The organism is Stenotrophomonas sp. STEN020, from assembly GCF_056760195.1.
Genome location: NZ_JBRREI010000016.1, coordinates 20,772 through 36,873, shown reverse-complemented (window position 1 = coordinate 36,873; position 16,102 = coordinate 20,772). Strand labels below are relative to the sequence as shown.

The 16,102-nt window shown below is 64.8% G+C and carries 13 protein-coding genes; 4 read left to right on the top strand and 9 right to left on the bottom strand.

Annotation, left to right across the window (positions count from 1 at the left end; translation table 11 throughout):
* Nucleotides 1–66 precede the first annotated feature (66 nt).
* From ACVOLZ_RS09065 to ACVOLZ_RS09045, 5 genes are read right to left on the bottom strand one after another with little or no spacing between them, the layout of a single operon-like run.
* Nucleotides 67–1,290 (bottom strand): CaiB/BaiF CoA transferase family protein, encoded by a 1,224-nt coding sequence (locus ACVOLZ_RS09065; protein WP_481515863.1) that lies wholly within the window; start codon nt 1,288–1,290, stop codon nt 67–69.
* Nucleotides 1,287–2,684, bottom strand: a complete 1,398-nt coding sequence (locus tag ACVOLZ_RS09060; RefSeq protein WP_481515862.1) for an amidase — start codon at nt 2,682–2,684, stop codon at nt 1,287–1,289. Before ACVOLZ_RS09060 ends, ACVOLZ_RS09065 begins: the two co-directional genes overlap by 4 nt.
* A 10-nt stretch (nt 2,685–2,694) precedes the next feature.
* The gene (locus ACVOLZ_RS09055) at nt 2,695–4,092 is read right to left on the bottom strand and encodes a phenylacetate--CoA ligase family protein (RefSeq protein ID WP_481515861.1); all 1,398 of its coding nucleotides are present in this window, start codon (nt 4,090–4,092) and stop codon (nt 2,695–2,697) included.
* Nucleotides 4,089–5,480, bottom strand: a complete 1,392-nt coding sequence (locus tag ACVOLZ_RS09050; RefSeq protein WP_481515860.1) for an MmgE/PrpD family protein — start codon at nt 5,478–5,480, stop codon at nt 4,089–4,091. Before ACVOLZ_RS09050 ends, ACVOLZ_RS09055 begins: the two co-directional genes overlap by 4 nt.
* Nucleotides 5,480–6,838 carry an MmgE/PrpD family protein gene (locus ACVOLZ_RS09045; protein ID WP_481515859.1) on the bottom strand — a complete coding sequence of 453 codons (1,359 nt, stop codon included), beginning with the start codon at nt 6,836–6,838 and terminating at the stop codon, nt 5,480–5,482. The genes ACVOLZ_RS09050 and ACVOLZ_RS09045 overlap by 1 nt, the downstream gene beginning before the upstream one ends.
* 135 nt (nt 6,839–6,973) lie before the next feature.
* On the opposite strand from ACVOLZ_RS09045, the gene ACVOLZ_RS09040 reads away from it, so the two are divergent.
* The 4 genes from ACVOLZ_RS09040 to ACVOLZ_RS09025 all read left to right on the top strand — a co-directional run bounded on the left by ACVOLZ_RS09040 (nt 6,974) and on the right by ACVOLZ_RS09025 (nt 11,656).
* Nucleotides 6,974–8,218 carry an acetyl-CoA hydrolase/transferase family protein gene (locus ACVOLZ_RS09040; RefSeq protein WP_481515858.1) on the top strand — a complete coding sequence of 415 codons (1,245 nt, stop codon included), beginning with the start codon at nt 6,974–6,976 and terminating at the stop codon, nt 8,216–8,218.
* Between the two features lie 16 nt (nt 8,219–8,234).
* Entirely contained in the window at nt 8,235–8,975 is a 741-nt protein-coding gene (locus ACVOLZ_RS09035; RefSeq protein ID WP_481515857.1) for a GntR family transcriptional regulator, read from the top strand.
* A gap of 305 nt (nt 8,976–9,280) precedes the next feature.
* Nucleotides 9,281–9,697 (top strand): H-NS histone family protein, encoded by a 417-nt coding sequence (locus ACVOLZ_RS09030; protein ID WP_481515856.1) that lies wholly within the window; start codon nt 9,281–9,283, stop codon nt 9,695–9,697.
* A gap of 285 nt (nt 9,698–9,982) precedes the next feature.
* Nucleotides 9,983–11,656, top strand: coding sequence for a glycoside hydrolase family 43 protein (locus tag ACVOLZ_RS09025; RefSeq protein ID WP_481515855.1), 1,674 nt, complete (start codon nt 9,983–9,985; stop codon nt 11,654–11,656).
* 416 nt (nt 11,657–12,072) lie between these two features.
* On the opposite strand, the gene ACVOLZ_RS09020 is transcribed toward ACVOLZ_RS09025, so the two are convergent.
* The 4 genes from ACVOLZ_RS09020 to ACVOLZ_RS09005 form a co-directional block, all read right to left on the bottom strand.
* Nucleotides 12,073–13,431 carry an aminotransferase-like domain-containing protein gene (locus ACVOLZ_RS09020; protein WP_481515854.1) on the bottom strand — a complete coding sequence of 453 codons (1,359 nt, stop codon included), beginning with the start codon at nt 13,429–13,431 and terminating at the stop codon, nt 12,073–12,075.
* Nucleotides 13,432–13,629: 198 nt separating this feature from the next.
* The gene (locus ACVOLZ_RS09015) at nt 13,630–14,235 is read right to left on the bottom strand and encodes a DUF6436 domain-containing protein (protein WP_481515853.1); all 606 of its coding nucleotides are present in this window, start codon (nt 14,233–14,235) and stop codon (nt 13,630–13,632) included.
* Nucleotides 14,232–14,510: a hypothetical protein gene (locus ACVOLZ_RS09010; RefSeq protein WP_481515852.1), complete on the bottom strand. Its 279-nt coding sequence runs from the start codon at nt 14,508–14,510 to the stop codon at nt 14,232–14,234. Before ACVOLZ_RS09010 ends, ACVOLZ_RS09015 begins: the two co-directional genes overlap by 4 nt.
* A gap of 54 nt (nt 14,511–14,564) precedes the next feature.
* Nucleotides 14,565–15,977, bottom strand: coding sequence for an aminotransferase-like domain-containing protein (locus ACVOLZ_RS09005; RefSeq protein WP_481515851.1), 1,413 nt, complete (start codon nt 15,975–15,977; stop codon nt 14,565–14,567).
* Nucleotides 15,978–16,102: the final 125 nt, after the last annotated feature.

Sequence of the window (16,102 nt, the reverse complement as noted above, 5' to 3'; positions counted from 1 at the left end):
ATGGCGCACCGGGAATGCCCCTGCCGAGCATGGCTCGGCACTACTGACTCCGACCGCGAACAAGCCTCACCCAACCACACCCGACTCACGCAACTCACGCAGCCGCTCACCATCGAGGGCAAGCACCTCCCCCAACACCTCAGCCGTGTGCTGCCCCAACAACGGCGCAGCCTGCTCATAACGCACCGGCGTCGCCGAGAACTTCAGCGGATTACGCACCATCGCCACGCTGCCGCCACCGGCATGCGGCAGTTCAATCCGCAGACCACGCGCCTGCACCTGCGGATCGGCAAACACCTGATCAATCCGGTTGACCGGATTGGCCGGCACCACCGCTTTCTCCAGCGCCGCCAACCATTCAGCTGCCGGCCGCGTACTCAGCACCTGCTGCAGATGCGGGACCAACAGTTCGCGGTTCGCAACCCGTGCGTTGTTGCTGGCATAGCGCGGATCGCGCGCAAGCTCGGACTCGCCAATTACTTCGCACAAACGTGCGAACTGGCCGTCGTTGCCCACTGCAAGCATGAAATAGCCATCGGCCGCCGGCATCACCTGGTACGGCACGATGTTCGGATGCGCCGTGCCCTGCCGGGTTGGCACCACGCCGCCAATCAGGTAATTGGAGGCTTGGTTGGCCAGCCATGCGACCTGAGTATCCAGCAGCGCCAGATCGATCTGCTGACCAACGCCGGTGCGTTCGGCATGACGCAACGCCGCCAGAATCGCGGTCGCCGCATACATGCCGGTCATCAGATCAGTCGCGGCCACACCTACTTTCTGCGGGCCAGCACCGGGCGCACCATCCGGCTCGCCGGTGACGCTCATCAGGCCGCCGATGGCCTGGATCGCGGCGTCGTAACCGGCACGCTGCGCATAAGGCCCGTCCTGGCCGTAGCCGGTGATCGAGCAATACACCAGCTTCGGGTTGATCGCCTGCAGGCTGGTGAAATCCAGCCCGTATTTCTTCAGGCCACCGACCTTGTAGTTCTCAACCAGCACGTCGCAATGCACGACCAGCTCGCGCAGCAGCGCCTGCCCTTCGGCGGTGGTGAAATCGATCGCCAGCGAGCGCTTGCCGCGGTTGGCGCACAGGTAGTACGCGGACTCGCTGCTGTCATTGCCCTCGGCATCCTGCAAATACGGCGGCCCCCAACTGCGGGTGTCGTCACCCACGCCTGGGCGCTCGACCTTGATCACGTCGGCGCCGAAGTCGGCCAGCACCTGCGTGGCCCAGGGACCGGCGAGGATGCGCGACAGGTCGAGAACGCGAACGCCGTCGAGCAGGTTCATTTCGGCCACCAGGTTTTGCAGGCATCGGGCAGCACGGGCTGCCAGCCAATGGCTTGCTGGAAGGCCTCTGCCAGCGCAATCAGCGTGAGTTCGTCGCCGATATTGCCGATCAGCTGCATGCCTGCAGGCAATTCGCCTGCAGCTACCGGCAAGGGCACGGACAAGGCTGGGTTGCCGGCCAGGTTGGCATAGGCGGTGAGATCGGCCTGGCTGGCCGGGGCCGGGTTGCCGAATGCGAATGCGCGTTGCGGCGCAGTCGGCATCACCACTACGTCGCATTGCGCCAACCACTGCTGCAGCTGCACCTGGCCACGGTCGGCCAGTTGCGAAGCGGCGGCGAGTTCGGCAGCGCTGCGGCCTTCTGCCCAGGACATCAGTTTGACCAGCAGTGGCGAGAACTTGCTGCGGTCGCCGGCCCAGGCATCGGCGTGCTCGACCAGCAGTTCGGCCTCGCTCATCAACAAGCCAGCGCGGCGTGCGCGGGCAGATGGGAAGGCCGGTGCCGGCAAAGGCTTCAACTGATGGCCCAAACCAACCAGCACGCGCAGGCCATCCTCGAATGCTGTCTGCACATCGGGCGCAACCTCGGCGGCATCAAACAGATCGACCACACCGATGCGCAGCGCCGACTTGTCAGCGGGCAGGTATTGGACGAAGCGCGACTGCGCGCAGTCCGGATCGAAGCCAGTCATCAGCTGCAGCAGCAAGCGCAGATCGCGCGCCGAACGCGTCAACGGGCCGATATGGTCCAACCGCCGGCACAAGGCCACCGTGCCGCGTGTACTGATTGCGCCCCAGCTCGGCTTGAGCCCGACCACGCCGCAATAGCTGGCCGGGATGCGCACCGAGCCCATGGTGTCGGTGCCCAACGCCGCCGCGCACAAACCAGCCGCCACCGCAGCACCGCTGCCGCCGCTGGAACCGCCCGGCGTATAACCGGGCCGATGCGGATTATGGCAGGCGCCGTAAAACGGGTTGTCGTTGTCGGCGCCCATCGCCGCTTCGTGCATGTTGAGCTTGCCGACGATCACCGCACCGGCAGCGCGCAATGCGGCCACGGCCGGATTGTCGGTGCTGGCCGCCGCGCTGTGACGGCGGGTTTCCATGCCGGCGGTAGTGACCATACCGGCCACGTCGATATTGTCTTTGACCGCGACTGGCAGGCCTTCCAAAGGACGCGCCAAGCCACGTTGGCGACGTTGCTGGGACTGCGCGGCCGCAGCCAATGCGCCTTCCGCATCGACATGGATATAGCTGTTGATCTGCGCCTGGCTGGCAGCGATGGCTGCCAACTGCTGCTCGATCAGTTCGGTACAACTGACCTCACCAGCGGCCAGCAAGGCCGCCTGCGCAGTCAGATCCAAGCTCAACAACTGCGCATCGGCCTTGCTCACGCGGTCTTCCTCAAGCGAAACGTTTGTCGATCAGGCGCACCGGCTTCTGTCGTACTTCGATACCGGTCAGCGCTGCCAGCGCGCCCGGCGCGGCAAGCACGATGCTCATTTCAACACCGAGGCGCTGGCGCAGCAACGCGGCGAACTCCGCGGCCAGCTGTGCGTCATCCAGCGCACCACGGGTTTCCACGTGCACGGCCAGATCATCGCGGCCACCGTCGTCGCGGCTGGCAACGCAGATGAACTCGCCGGCGAACGAGGCGTGTTCTTCCAACACTGGCGCCATTGCCTGCGGGAATACATTGATGCCGCGAATCTTGACCATGTTGTCGCTGCGGCCGAGGAAGCCCTCGATGCGACGCAGGTTCATGCCCAGCGGCGACGGCGTGGTCAGCACACGGGTCACGTCATGGGTATTGAAGCGGATAATCGGGTAGATGTCGTCCTTGTACAGGCAGGTGACCACCATGTCGCCGGTGCCACCATCGGCCACCAGTTCACCGCTATCCACGTCGAGGATTTCGACGTACTGCGCGTCTTCCATCAGGTACAGACCATCCTGATCCGGGCCCTGGCCGGCAATCGCGCCGGTGTCACCCACGCCGTACCAGTCGTACAGTTCGACGCCGCCCCAGGCCGCCGACAGCGATTCGCGCGATTCGCGACCCAAGTGACCGCAGATCATCCGCACCGGGATGTCCTTGCCCGGCACCAGACCGTTCTCGCGGGCCACGTCGGCCAGCTTCTTGATGTAGTCGGCAAATCCAACAATGACGTTGGTGCCCATGCTCTTCATCAGCTGCACCTGCTGCGCCGAACGCATCTCGATACCGGTGCCGGCCGAGCAGAACAGTGCCTGCGTGTAATGCGTCACTGCTTCGCGAACATAGTGGCCGCCATTGATCATGCCGTGGCCATAGACCGAGTGCACCACGTCGCCGGGCTGCATGCCCTGCCAACGGTACAGGCGCGCCAACAGCAGGCTCTGCACTTCGCGCGAATGCGGCGAGAACACCAGCGGCTGCGGGCGGCCGGTAGTGCCGGAGGTGGTGTGGAAGACCAGCGGCTTGTTGCCGGCTTCGGTGCCGTCCTGCCAACCGTGGAAGTCACCCAGCGGCGGGTTGGCTTCGACCGAGGCCATGATCTCGTGCTTGCCGAATACCGGCAGCTTGGTGATGTCGTCCAGGCTCTGGATGTCGTCCTGGGTGATCCCAGCGTTGCCCCACAGGCGCTGATAGAACGGAATCTGCCAGGCGCGTGCCACGCAGCGCAGGAACATCGCGTTCTGCTCGGCGCGCAGCTCCTCGCGGCTGATGTTCTTGAACTTGTCGGTGAAGGCCTGGTCCAGCGGGAACTGCTGAAGCAGCTCCTTGACATCGAAGGATTCGAAATAGGTGGCGTAGGTCATGGGGTCTCGACAATCAGCAGGTCGACCAGCTGCCTGACATCGTCGATGTCCTGCAGATGGTCGAAGTGGGAGATCAGGGCAGCACGGTGGCCGGCATCGAAGGGACGCGCGGCGTGGTCAAGGCAGTGGTGGAACTTTTCCAGTTGCTGGGCGCGTGACAGCGGCCGTTGCGGCGAGCCGATGGCGGCATCGCGATGGTTGTGCAGCACGCGGCCGTCGCGCAGGGTGACCGTCATCGATTGCGGCACCAAGGCATTGGGATCTTCGCAATGGTTCGGCACCAGACTGACCTGGTTGGCGAACGCGGCCAGCTGCGCATCGGCGAGCTTGTCTGGCGCATAGGCGGACAAGCCGACCTTGCCATCCAGCAAAACGGTGCCGAGCAGGAACGGCAGGCAAAGCCGGGCGTAACTGGTTTCCATCGCGGTCTGATAGCTGCGGCCAACCAGGCGGCGCACCAGCGGCGGTGCCTGCAGTTCGATGCTGGCGACGTTGTCCAGGTTCAGACCGTGCTGCTGGCGCAGCTCCATCAGCATGTCCTGCGCGGCATGCGCGGCACCGCCGGTCGGGAACACCTTGTGGCTCACGGTGAGGATCTGCGCTTCACGCGCGGCCAGTTTCTGCAGCGATGGTCCGACGTCGAATTCGCCCTCGATCAGCGGCAGGTAGCCGAAGGGCCCTTCCAGCATCTCGCGCGGTGCCGGAAAGCCATTGCGCGCCAACTCCCAGCAGCTCAAGGCAGCGCGCGCGTTAAGCGCGACCTGCAACGCCAACGTCGGCGAGCCCTCCACATGCGCCTGCATGGTGCCGGACAGGTGGCTGTAGGTCAGGCCCAGCGCGCGCCGTAGCAGTTCTTCGTCTGCACCATGCAGGTGCGCGATGCCTGCAGCTGCGCCCAAGGCACCGCACATCGAGGGGCGGAAGAAGCGCATCGGCGCGCGGCCACTGATGCCGATCAAAGTCGCTACATCGACCGCGACATTGAGCGCGGTGATCAAGGCCTTGCCATCGACCGCCACCCCATCGACGTTTGCGCGTTGCTCGGCAGCAGCAATCAAGGCCGATTGAATCACCGCCAGCGGATGCACCACCGCTGGCATATGTACGCAATCAAATTCCTGGCTGTGGATCTGGTAGCCGTTGACCATCGCGGCGCTGGCTGCGGGCATCGCTTCGCCGGTCACCCAGACCCGCGCGGCATTGCCAGCACCATAGCTGGCGGCACTGCGGCGCACCGTCTGGGTCAGGGGAACCTGCGGGCCCGAGCCCGAGATGCCCACTGCCATCGAATCCATCACGAAGACCCGCGTAGCCGCGACAGCCTCGGCGGAAAGGTCTTCAAAACGCAGCGTGCTTGCATGCTGCAACAGTGCTTCGGTCAATCGCATCAGGCCACCCGCGCCAACATGGCGTTCAAGGCGTCCAGACTGCCGCCATTGGCCAGCACCTGCACCTGCCCAAAGAGGGGTTGCGCCAAACCTGCCGATACGCCACCCCACTTCGCCAAGGCCAGCGCCTTGGCCAGCACGTCCTCGGCCGACATCGGACATTCCGGGTCGCCCCAGGCGTCGATGCGCTCGGCCTGCACGCTGCGGCCATCGGCCAGCCACAGCTGCACGCCGGCGCCGTAATGCACGGGGAAACGCTGGCTACAGGCCGCATCCTCGATCAACTCGATGCGCTGCCGCCACGGCGCCAACTCGGCATCGCTGCAGGCTTCGGCGGTGTAGTGATCAAGTTGCGGCCGGCCGTTGACCAGGATCGAGGCCAGCGCGTGCTGCAGGCTGAACTTGGCCTCCAGCTCGGTCTGCGGCTGGGCGCGGTCGCAGAAGCGCAGGGCTTCGGCATAGGTACGTACTTCGATGCGTTCAATCTGCGCAATGTCTGCGACATCGAGCTGCGCCATCGCATCCAGCATCGCATCGATTGCCGGGTGTGCATGGCGGCAGGCCGGCCACGGCTTCAGGCTGGTGCTGTGGATCAACCAATCATCTTCGTCGGCAACCACCAGTTCCGGCACGGCATCCGGCGCGGTGGCGGCAAACAGTCCCTGCTCGCCTTCCAGTATCCTGCGCGGCCCACGCATGCCAGCCAGCGCCAACTGCGCCGCCAGCCAGCCACTGCGTGCGGCTTCGGCGTTGTGCAATGACTTGGTCGGCACCGGCTCATGGCGCATCTGCCACAGCCCGCCTGTACGGCTGCCGGCATTGCCCAGCGCATCGGCCAGCGAATCAGCTGGCAGGCGCAGCACTGATGCAGCGGCTGCGGCAGCGCCAAAGGCGCCAGCAGTCGAAGTCGGATGCCAATAGCGGTAATGCGCCTTTCCCAACGCACGGCCAACCCGGATGGTCGCTTCATAGCCACGCACGATGGCATCAAGCAGCACCGTCGCATCCGCGCCTTCAGCCTGTGCCGCAGCCAGCGCGACCGGGATGACGACCGGGCCGGGATGCAGGATGGCACCGCGGTGCACATCGTCCATTTCCAGCACATTGGCGAGCGCGGCATTGAGCAGCAAGGCATCAGCGGCACTGCGCCGGCCCGCGCCCAAGGCAACCACGTTGCCGCTGGCCTGTGCCTGCACCACTGCGCGCAGCTGCGTCGCAATCGGATAGCGCAGGGCGGCCAAGGCGCAGCCCAGCCAGTCGACCAGCAGCAATGCGGCACGCTCACGGGCGGCATTATCTACCGGCCGTTGCAGGCGCTGGGCGAGCTGTTCGGTAAGGCTGGCAGCAGGCGTGGTCATCGCGCGATGAGGTCTCGGTGCGGGCCCGCAACAGCGGGTTCGGGGTGGTGGGAACAGCAAACGCGTGAAAAGAGCATAACCGACTTTGTCCGGACATATCATATGATCCGTTTCCCGAACGCCGCAATCAGCCCCATGCCCCGAATTCTGGATGCCGACACTTTCTTCGACTACCTCGCGCAAGGACCCGAAGTCTTCGCGCCCGGCTGTGCCGGCCATTCGCTGCTGTTTGAACACTGGCTGCGCAGCGGCGCCGAGCGCTGCGGCGGACTGCGTTTCACCGGCGTGCACATCCCCACGGTCAACACCTTCGACTTTGCCGGGCTGCACCCGCAGGCACGCCAGCGCACGATTTTCCTGAGCAGCGATCTGCGCAGTTCCTGGCTGGATGGCCGCGTTGATTACCTGCCGATGACCTATACCGCCACCTGGCGCTGGCTGCGCGAAAGTGTGGCCTTCGACACCGTGCTGGTGCAGGTGGCACCGCCGGACGAGGACGGCAACTGTTCGCTGGGCATTGCCTGCGACTTCACCCCGGCGGCGTGGCCGCGCGCGACCCGCATCCTGGCGCATATCAACCCACGCATGCCGCGCACGCGCGGGCCCTCGATTCCCTTGTCGCGGATTACTGCAGCCATCGAGCAGGATGCACCCTTGCTGGATATCCCTGATCCGCCCGCCGATGCCGCCATGGATGCAGTGGCCGCGCAGGTTGCTACCTTGGTAGACGACGGCGCGACGTTGCAACTGGGCTTGGGCCGACTGCAATCGGCCGTGCTGCGCGCGGTGCGCGAGCGGCGCAATCTGCGCATCCACAGCGGCATGGTCTCCGATGGCCTGCTGGGCCTGCTCGAATCCGGCGCACTGTCGCCGGCACCAAATGCAGTGGTGGCCGGTGTCGCGCTGGGTACACAGGCGCTGTACGACATCGCCCCGCGCAGCATCAGCTTCCGCGAGGTTGGCCACACCCACGACCACAACGTACTGGGCGGTATCCCGCGCCTGACCGCCATCAACAGCGCGTTATCGGTGGACCTGCTGGGCCAGGTGAACGGTGAGTTCCTGTCTGGACGCCAACTGAGTGGCGTGGGCGGCCTGCCTGATTTCCTGCAAGGCGCTCGCCAATCGACCGCTGGTCGCGGCATCATTGCACTCCCTGCCAGTACCCCCAAGGGCGAAAGCAGGATCGTGCCGATGCTAGCCGCCGGTCCCGTAAGCCTTGCCCGCGTAGATGCCGACTGCATCGTCAGCGAACATGGCGTAGCTGATCTACGCCATCTCGACGTCCATGCACGGGCCCAGGCCCTGATCGCCATCGCCGCACCCAAACACCGTGAACCCCTGCAGCGCAGCTGGCAGGAACTCTCGCTCAGACTTTGAACAAGGATCTGTACATATGACTGGTACGCGACGCAGCAAGCCCCGCTATGCCGAACTGGGCGATCTACTGCAGGCGGCAATCGAGAAGGGCGAGTACGCCGTTGGTACCTTGCTACCCACCGAGCTGGAGTTGTGCGAACGCTTCAGCGTCAGCCGCCACACCGCGCGCGCAGCCTTGGCGCAGCTGATCAGCGCCGGCCTGGTGCAGCGCCGGCCCGGCGCTGGCACGCGGGTGATCGCACAGAACTCGGCAATGCGTTACGAGCACGAGATCGACACCGTCGACCTGCTGATGCAGTACGGCAACAGCACCCGCCTGCAGGTACTGGAAACCGAGCGCAAGCTGGCCGACCCGCTGATGGCGCAGCGCCTGGACATCCACGAAGGCAAGGAATACCTGCGCCTGCACTGCCTGCGCCTGGAAGAACAGAGCCGCGAACCGATCGCCGTTACCGAGATGCTGATCCCGGTGCGCACCGGTGTACCGACCGAGAAACTGCTGGAAGTGGCTGGCGCCGCGCGGGCGCTGGCCAAGTTCCTAGACCCGACCAAGCTGTCGCGGGTGGAGCAGGTGTTCGATGCGGCGTCCTTCGATGCCGGCGACGCCAAGCTGCTCGACATCAAGAAGAGCGAGCCGGCAATGCGCGTGCAGCGCCGTTACCGCGATGCCAACGGCCGCTTGCTGCTGGTCGCGACCAGCCTGCACCCGCCGGGCCGGTTTGCGTACTCGATGGTGCTTTCTCGCAATCACCGCTGAGCGTTGCAAAACCTGCACTTGAGTCGCTCGAAACCCGATGCCAGACCGCTGCCATCGGGTTTTTTGTGCGCCGTCGTCAGCATTGAGGTAGCCCGGGCAAGCACAGCGCACCCGGGGGCAGCCGTGTACCGATACTGCAGTCCGCCAACGGCCGCGGTCGCGCTGCGCTCACCCGGACTACAGCGGGCGGGCCGGCCAGCGCCCCCCCTTTGGGCAGCAATCCAGACCCCAACCAGCGCGCTGCCGCCACCGGTAACTTACAGCGGCGGCTTGACACCCCGGGGCCAAGAACTGACGCTTACGCCATGAGTATCGACCTAACCCCCCTTGATCTTCGAGAGCTCAACACTCTCATCCGCGCCGCACAGGACAGGCACAAAGCGCTCACCCAACGTCAACCTGCGGAAAAGGTCAGGCGCAAACTCACCGCATTGGCCAAGCAGACCGGCTATACGATCGAAGAACTGTTCGGCCCCGGCGCAGATGCCGTCGCGCCGAAGGGCAAGGCCGGCCGCCGCAAGGGGCCGAAAGTGAAACCGAAATATCGCGATCCCGAGAACCGTTGGAACACCTGGACCGGCCGCGGCAAGATGCCGCTCTGGCTGGCTTCCAAGATCCGCTTCGGGCAGACCGCCACCGACTTCCTGATCCCGGGCGTGGCCAAGCTCACCCCCTCGGAAAAGGTATTGACCGGCAAGCGCAAGGTGTTCAAGGCGGGCTGAGTAAAACCGGGGTGGGAGAGGGGGGTTTTGTAAGAAAACCCCCCCCAACCCCCGGGGGGCCCCCACCCCCCCCCCACCACCCCCCCCCCCCCCCCCCCCCACCACCCCCGGGTGGCTCGGGGGGCTATCCCCCCGCGGGGGGCGGGGGGTGGCCTCCCACCACCCCCCCCCGCCCCACCCCGGTTTCGCCCCTAGCACTGCCAGACAACCCGCAGACACCTCGCCACCATCGCTGCCGGTAGCTGCTAGATTCCAAGGCTTCTCCAAGCTTGGACAAAGCCGCCGATGCGTAGCCGCCTGCTGTGGATGTTGCTCTGCCTGCTGGCACCGGCCAGCAATGCCGAAGTGCTGGTGCATTCAATCAGCTACCAGGGCAACGACCTGCACGCTCCGCTTGCAGCCGGAAACTATCGCAATCCAATACTGCCCGGCTTTTACCCGGACCCATCGATCGTGCGCGCTGGCGATGACTTCTATCTGGTCAACTCCACGTTCGGCTACTTCCCCGGACTGCCGATTCACCACAGCCGCGACCTGGTGAACTGGACACAGATCGGCAATGCCATCGATCGCCCCAGCCAGATCAACTACGGCAAGGACGAGCTCACCCGCGGCCTGTTCGCCGCCTCCATCAGTCATAACGATGGTCGGTTTTACATCGTCAACACCTGCTTCTACTGCGACGGCGGCAACTTCCTGATCCACGCCGACAACCCGGCCGGGCCATGGTCCGATCCGGTCTGGCTGCAGGTGCGCGGGATCGACCCTTCCCTGTTCTTCGATACCGATGGCAGCGCCTGGGTGGTGCACAACGACGTTCCTGATGGCGAGCTGCGCTACGACGGCCATCGCGCGATCTGGCTGCAGCAGATTGATCTGGCCAGTGGCAAGGCCATTGCCGAGCGGCGACTGCTGGTAGATGGCGGCGCAGACCCCGCCAGCAAGCCCGAGCACATAGAGGGCCCGCATATCTTCAAGCACGACGGCTGGTATTACCTGACCGCCGCCGAAGGCGGCACCGGCGAACAGCATGCGCAGATGATCTGGCGCAGCCGCAACCTGACGGGTCCGTATCAGGCTGGCCCCAACAATCCGGTGTTGACCCAGCGCGACCTCGATCCCAAGCGCGCCGGCCCGGTGACCTCGGCCGGACATGCGCAGTTCGTGCAGTTGGCCGACGGCAGCTGGTGGACGGTATTCCTCGCTACCCGCCCCTACCGCGGCAATCAATACAATCTTGGCCGCGAAACCTTCCTGCTGCCGGTGCAATGGCAAGATGGCTGGCCGCAGGTGCTGCCGCGTGGCGCTGGCGTACCACTACAGCTGCCGCGGCCGCAGATTGCAGGGGCGAGCGCGACTGTCACTGATAGCGCTGTATCCAATTGGACAGAGAACTTCAGTGACGCGAAGTTACCGCCGCAATGGCTGACCTTGCATCCGCCAAAGAGCGCTTGGTTCAGCATGGGCGCTGGCGGTTTGAAACTACAAGCAGGCATGACGCCGCTGGGCGTAGAGGGTGCGGAAGAACAGGCCCACTATTTAGGACATCGTCTGCAGCACCACCGCGCGACCCTGGACATGCAGTTGTCTGCAGCATCTGTGGCCGACGGCGAGTTGGCCGGATTGGCCTTGCTGCAGAACGAGCGCTATCACTATGTGCTTGGCATTGAAGCCAGCAAGGGCGTGCGTCGGATAGTTCTGTATCTGCGTGCTGGCCGGGAATCCCCGGAGACAGGAACGCTGTTGGCGCAGAAGGAGCTAAGCGGCGCTGGCGATAACACCGGCCTGAGATTCACCCTGGATGGAGCACGTGCGCAGGCATGGTTCTCACCACAGCCAGGGCAATGGCAACGTGTTGGCGAAGCGCTGGATGCGAGCTTGCTCAGTACCGACACCGCAGGTGGATTCATCGGCAGCACGTTTGGTGCGTATGCGGTTAAGCCGCAACCCAAACTGTAACCGAGCGAAGCGCGCTCTTGCCCCCTCCCTTTGCCGCAGGCAAGGGGAGGGTTGGGGAGGGGTGCAGTTCGCGATTGCGCGGCGGCTGACGCATCACTGGCTTCGCGGCTTATGCCGCCCCTACAACATTGCTTGTAATGCCCCTGCCGAGCATGGCTCGGCACTACCGTTGCAGCATTGCTTGTAATGCCCCTGCCGAGCATGGCTCGGCGCTACAGCTGCAGCATTGCTTGTAATGCCCTTGCCGAGCATGGCTCGGCACTACCGTTGCAGCACTGCTTGTAATGCCCCTGCCGAGCATGGCTCGGCACTACAGCTGCAGCATTGCTTGTAATGCCCTTGCCGAGCATGGCTCGGCACTACCGTTGCAGCATTGCTTGTAAGGCCCCTGCCGAGCATGGCTCGGCACTACGGGTTTATGCCGCGCTGCTTGAATCTGGGGCATCGACCAGTTGGTTGATGCGGCGCAAGGCGCTTTGCAGTTGGCGTCTATTGCTTGCTTGCCCCAGTGACAGCCGAAAGCCTCGACTGCGCTGTGCGCCATCCGGTCTGAATGCCGATGAAGGCGAGATCGCCAGGCCCTGCAGCTGGGCGGCGCGCACAAAGCTGGCATCGGTCCATGGTTCGGGGACGGTGCACCAGGCATGTAAGCCGGCTGCTTGTACCTTCAACGAAGGCACCAGCAGATGTGCTGCCAGCGCAGTGCGTTCGCGCGCTTCTTCCAGCACCTGCCCCAACAATGCGGTTGCCGATCCGTCCAACAGCAGTTGGCTGACCAGCGCCATCACCAGCGGGTGGCCCATCAAGCAGATCGATCGCAGTGCGGTCGCCAGTTCTTCAGCGTGTCGCTCCGACGGACAACGAACAAAGGCTGTACGCAGACCGGGGCTGATCGCCTTCGACAAGGTTGATACGTAATACACATGCGCCGGTGCCAACGCAGCAATCGGCGTTGGCTTCTCCGTAGCATGATGCCAATAAGGATCATCTTCGATAGCCAACAGCTCCAGCCGTTGCAGCACACGCGCCAACGCAACCCGACGTTGCGGCGGAATCGTCAGCGCAGCTGGGTTGTTGCAGGTGGGATTTAGGTACACCACGCGTGCGCCGCTCTGCCGTGAAGCGCGCTCAAGCGCATCCGGGCACATTCCATCTGCATCGCCATCGACCGGCAGCAGGCGCCGACCCAGCGACTTGGCGACCTGCAGCAGACCGGGATACACAAGGTGATCGCAAAGAATCACCTCGCCTTCCTGGGTCTGGCTGATCAGGATCGAGGCCAGCGCCGACTGAGCGCCCTCCGCCACCACCAGTGCCGTATCGACAACATCACCCAGCATCGGCTGCAACCAGCTGATCGCCGCATGCCTGTCGGTCGGGCTGCCGCCGGCCAGGTGATACGTCATCAGGTTGGGCGCATTGCTGCGCGCAAGCACCGCGGCAGCGCCACGTCGCAAGGCATCGTTCAAGGCCAATGCATCCGGTACCGGCGGCACGTTCATGCTCAGATCCACCGGTTGCCCGAAGGCGGCTTTCGGTGGTGCGATGAAACTGCCTTGTGGTCCACGCGCTTCGATCAGGCCGCGTCGGCGCGCTTCATCGAAGGCGCGCGTCACCGTGGTCAGGTCGATGCCGAGCTGCTTGGCCAATGCGCGCTGCGATGGCAACCGATGGCCGGGCACCAGCTCGCCGGTGTTCATGCTGCGCTCGATGCTGTTGACGATGCGCAGGTAGATCGGGCCGTTGCTGCGCAGCGCGCTGTCCATCCAGTTCATCGCCAAACCCCATGTTTACCGGCAAAAACTGCGACATCCTGTCGCACCATGTATGGACGATGTAGCCACGTATTGTTTGCATCAGCGGCGGGTGCCTGCTCACAACCATCGGTCGGTTGGAGCGGGTGCCCGCTGTTTTTTGTGCGCGGACAAAACGTCCACGCACGCTGGCGCGCCTGCAGATTCATCAGCAGTAGATCAAGGCTTGCTTTGCCAAGGGCAGTAACAGCCCACCGCCAGCAATCCGCGTGGGCGCACCGTCTGGCCATCGACCAGCTTGTCGAGAATCGGCTCGACAAAACTATTGGCCGAATTGCAGACCATGCCAATGCTGTACGGGCCGGCGTAGGCCAGATGCCCTTGCCTGTCCCAGATCGCAACTGCAGGGCTGGCCGGGATATGTTCGGCGCCTTCAATCGTCGGCAGTTCCGTCAGACGACCACGTAGATACTCGGGGAGCTCACCCGTCGTGCCCGGCCGGCGCACCGCATAGAAATCGATGTTGGCGCGACGGTACATGCTGATCAGGTAGCTCAGATGCGCGCCGGTTTCGCGGTTGCAGACCTTGCAGGCCGGGTCCCAGAAATGCACGACGCGGATGCGGCCGTTGGCGCCGGCCAGTTCCGACGGCAGCTTGAGCTGGGTGTCGTCGAAGACGATGGCCTGCTCGGCGAATGTGGCCTGCGCACTGAGGCCGAAGTACTGCCATAGCGCTATCGCAATACCGGCCATCAGCACACAGCCCGCCGCGATCCACAGCCGCATCCCGCGCCTGCGCGGCGATGCGCCGTTGGGCGGGCTCACGAGGCAGAGTCCGCACCGAACTTGTGCTCGTACTGTTCCAGCATCTCGGCGCAGGAATCGGCCTGGGCACGGCGGTAGATCTCGGTGCGCTCCGGTGCGCGGCTGCGTTGCAGGCATTGGTCGATGGCCGCGCGCTCACTGGCCTGCACGTCGGCGGTCTGCGGCCGCGAGCAGACATAGACCAGCGACGCCAGCGCCAGCACCACGAAACCGGCGCAACCCAGCATCACCAGATGAAACTTCAGCTTGTCCCGACGCACAGCAGCTACCCGCATATCCATACAAGATAAGCAATGTATCACTTTTGTATGGATATGACCGGAGGCCGGTTAAACGATGGCCTGTGTCCGCGTCTCAGGCGCAGCCGAGATGACCTCGGTCAGCCTGGTCAAAGCCGCCGCCAGACTGTGCTGGTCGACTGCCCCGCCCAAAGACAGGCGGATGGCATTGCCGGCCTGCTCCTCGATGCTGAAGGACTCCGAGCTGGCGATGCCCAGGCCCTGCGCCTGCGCGGCCTGGATCAGCCGGTACTGGTCAAGCCTTGGTGGCAGCGGCAGCCACACATGCAGGCCGGACGGGTGCGCCTGATAGGGCTTGGGCAGGATGCGCGCGGCAATCTGCTGGCGCTGGCGCAGCTCCTGCTGGAAGCGGCGCACCATCTCATCGGCCTGGCCGCTGCGGATCCAGTGCGAGGCCACCGCCACCATCGACTGGGTCGGCATCAGCGCGATCGAGCGCAGGGCGTCCAGCAGCGGCTCCATCGGCTCGCCCGGCGGCACCACCAGATAGGCGGTGCGCAGGCCCGGCGCCAGGCACTTGGACAGGGTGGAAACGTAGTAGACCGGGGCATCCGGGTGGCTATCCACCGCCAGCGGCGGTGCCGCATCGGCGGCCAGCAGCCAGTACGGATCGTCCTCCACCACCGTCACGCCATGGCGGCGTGCAATCGCCAGGATGGCGGCACGCCGAGCCTGCGACATGGTCGCGGTGGTCGGGTTCTGGATGGTCGGGATCAGGTAGATCAGGGCCGGCTTGCGCTGCTGGCAGGCGGCTTCCAGCGCGTCCGGGAGCATGCCTTCGGCGTCCATGGCGATGGAGACGATGCCCCGCTGCAGCACACGCGCGGCAGCCAGCAGGCCCGGATAGGTAAGCTGTTCGGCGGCGATCAGCTCACCCGGCTGGGTCTTGGCCAGCACGATGGCGCATAGCGCGGCCTGCGCGCCGGGGCAGATCACCACCCGCTCGGCGGAGACGTTGCCGAGGATCGGCGCCAGCCACTGCACGGCGGCGGCACGGTCATCGCGGGAGCCGGCGCCTACGTGGTAACTCATCAACTCGCCCTGCCCGAGCTGCTGGCTGAGCTGCTGGAAGCCGCGCTCCATGCTCTGCGCGAACGGGCTGCTGCCCAGCAGCGGCGGGATGTTCATGCTCAGGTCCACCGAGGTGGCGCTGTTGCCGGCGGACATGGCGATGAAGGTGCCACCGGCGCCCTGCGCGTCGAGCAGATCGGACTGGCGCAGCTCGGCGTAGGCGCGGGTGACCGTGGTCAGGTCCACGCCCATCAGCTGGGCCAGATCGCGTTGCGGCGGCAGGCGGTCGCCGGGTTGCAGCACGCCATCGTCCACGGCATCGCGTACCTGCTGGGCAATCTGCAGGTAGAGCGGGCCACTGCCCTCGGCGAAGGGACGGACCCAGGTCCGGTTCGGTTTTTTCAGGCGTCGGCCTGCGGCTGGCTGCTGCATCGGGTGAACCTTCCCTGCGTTGTACGTGCACCAACCCATACAATGATGTATCTTGTATGGACTTGACTGGATCGGCAATCCTTTTGTAGGCACCGCCGTACGGACAGTGTAGCCGCTCCCGGCCC